2 rRNA genes (1 of these 2 running past the window's edge) are annotated in these 2,946 nt (G+C 53.2%); both read left to right on the top strand.

The window, feature by feature from the left end:
* Positions 1–2,603: ribosomal RNA gene (locus HHL08_RS24890) — 23S ribosomal RNA — on the top strand; it begins 197 nt to the left of the window's first position.
* Between the two features lie 181 nt (positions 2,604–2,784).
* A 5S ribosomal RNA gene (gene rrf, locus HHL08_RS24895) occupies positions 2,785–2,899 on the top strand.
* Positions 2,900–2,946: the final 47 nt, after the last annotated feature.

Below are 2,946 nucleotides of genomic sequence, written 5' to 3' on the forward strand. Positions count from 1 at the left end.
GCTGAATAAAATAGGCTTTGGTGAGGCGAACCCGGAGAACTGAAACATCTCAGTACCCGGAGGAAAAGACATCAACCGAGATTCCGTTAGTAGTGGCGAGCGAACGCGGACCAGGCCAGTGCCTGGGATATAGTTAGCAGAAGTCTCTGGAAAGGGACGCCATAGCGGGTGACAGCCCCGTATGCGAAAATGATATCTCAGGACTCGAGTAGGGCGGAGCACGTGAAACTCTGTCTGAACATGGGGGGACCACCCTCCAAGCCTAAATACTCGTACATGACCGATAGTGAACCAGTACCGTGAGGGAAAGGTGAAAAGCACCCCGATGAGGGGAGTGAAACAGTACCTGAAACCGGATGCCTACAAGCAGTGGGAGGGGCCTTGAGCCCTGACCGCGTACCTCTTGCATAATGGGTCTGTGACTTAGTGTATCAAGCAAGCTTAAGCCGTTAGGTGTAGGCGCAGCGAAAGCGAGTCTGAATAGGGCGACCATGAGTTTGATGCATTAGACCCGAAACCCGGCGATCTATGCATGACCAGGTTGAAGGTGCGGTAACACGCACTGGAGGACCGAACCGTTCAATGTTGAAAAATTGTCGGATGAGTTGTGCTTAGGGGTGAAAGGCCAATCAAGCCGGGAAATAGCTGGTTCTCCGCGAAATCTATTGAGGTAGAGCGTCGGATGATTGCCGTTGGGGGTAGAGCACTGGATGGTTGCGGGGGTCGCGAGATCTACCAACACTAACCAAACTCCGAATACCAACGAGTCTAGTCCGGCAGACAGACGGCGGGTGCTAAGGTCCGTCGTCAAAAGGGAAACAGCCCTAACCTACAGCTAAGGTCCCCAAGTCATCACTAAGTGGGAAAGCATGTGGGATTTCCAAAACAACCAGGAGGTTGGCTTAGAAGCAGCCATCCTTTAAAGAAAGCGTAACAGCTCACTGGTCTAAATAAGAGATCCTGCGGCGAAGATGTAACGGGGCTAAAGTGATGCACCGAAGCTTAGGGTGTGATCGTTTACGATCACGCGGTAGCGGAGCGTTCCGTAGGCCGTTGAAGCGATCTGGTAATGGGTCGTGGAGGTATCGGAAGTGCGAATGCAGACATGAGTAGCGATTAACAGTGTGAGATGCACTGTCGCCGAAATTCCAAGGGTTCCTGCTTAAAGCTAATCTGAGCAGGGTAAGCCGGCCCCTAAGACGAGCCCGAAGGGGGTAGTCGATGGGAACCACGTTAATATTCGTGGGCCTGGAGGTGTGTGACGGATGGCGTAAATTGTCAGGGCTTATTGGATTGCTCCTGGCAGTGAAGTTGTCCCAGGAAATAGCCCCTCCGTATAGACCGTACCCTAAACCGACACAGGTGGAATGGTAGAGTATACCAAGGCGTTTGAGAGAAGTATCCTGAAGGAACTCGGCAAATTGCCTCCGTACCTTCGGAAGAAGGAGGCCCCACATAAGCGCAAGCTCTTGTGGGGGGCACAGGCCAGGGGGTAGCGACTGTTTAGCAAAAACACAGGGCTCTGCTAAGTCGGCTTCAAGACGACGTATAGGGCCTGACGCCTGCCCGGTGCCTGAAGGTTAAGAGGAGGTGTGCAAGCACTGAATTGAAGCCCAGGTAAACGGCGGCCGTAACTATAACGGTCCTAAGGTAGCGAAATTCCTTGTCGGGTAAGTTCCGACCTGCACGAATGGCGTAACGACTTCCCCACTGTCTCCAGGATATGCTCAGCGAAATTGAATTCTCCGTGAAGATGCGGAGTACCCGCGGTTAGACGGAAAGACCCCGTGCACCTTTACTGCAACTTCAGAGTGGCATTAGGAAAGAGCTGTGTAGCATAGGTGGGAGGCTTTGAAGCATCGTCGCCAGATGATGTGGAGCCATAGGTGAAATACCACCCTGCTGTTTTCTGATGTCTAACCTCGCACCGTTATCCGGTGCAGGGACCCTCTGTGGTGGGTAGTTTGACTGGGGCGGTCGCCTCCTAAAGAGTAACGGAGGCGCGCGATGGTGGGCTCAGGACGGTTGGAAACCGTCTGTTAGAGTGCAATGGCATAAGCCCGCCTGACTGCGAGACTGACAAGTCGAGCAGAGACGAAAGTCGGTCATAGTGATCCGGTGGTCCCTCGTGGAAGGGCCATCGCTCAACGGATAAAAGGTACGCCGGGGATAACAGGCTGATGATTCCCAAGAGCTCATATCGACGGAATCGTTTGGCACCTCGATGTCGGCTCATCACATCCTGGGGCTGGAGCAGGTCCCAAGGGTTTGGCTGTTCGCCAATTAAAGTGGTACGTGAGCTGGGTTCAGAACGTCGCGAGACAGTTTGGTCCCTATCTGCCGTGGGCGTCGAAATTTGAGAGGAGTTGACCCTAGTACGAGAGGACCGGGTTGAACATACCTCTGGTGTACCAGTCGTCCTGCCAAGGGCGCAGCTGGGTAGCTATGTATGGACGGGATAACCGCTGAAAGCATCTAAGCGGGAAGCCTCCCTCAAGATAAGATTTCTTAGGACGGTCGAAGACCACGACCTTGATAGATCGGATGTGGAAGTGGAGTAATCCATGAAGCTAACCGATACTAATTGTCCTATTCGCGCTTAAGAGTCCCGCCATCAACGACAGCACTGGCCTCCAGCGCAGTCCAAGATCGGTCGGTTGTTAAGTCAGCCCAGATATAAAGCTTGCAAATACACACACCAAACGCGGCTGTTGCCGTGCTTGGCAAGCAAACACTTATGTGCACGGTATCGATTATAAACCCATATATGCGCCAGCTTCATTGCTTGGTGACCATAGCGTCTGTGACCCACCCGATCCCATCCCGAACTCGGCCGTGAAACCAGTCTGCGCCGATGGTACTATTGCTCAAGCACTGGAAGAGTAGGGCGTCGCCAGGCATTGAAGCTCGCGCATATATCGGACACAAAAACCCATTCACAACGTC

The sequence above is a fragment of the Sphingobium psychrophilum genome (assembly GCF_012927105.1).
Lineage (GTDB): Bacteria > Pseudomonadota > Alphaproteobacteria > Sphingomonadales > Sphingomonadaceae > Sphingobium > Sphingobium psychrophilum.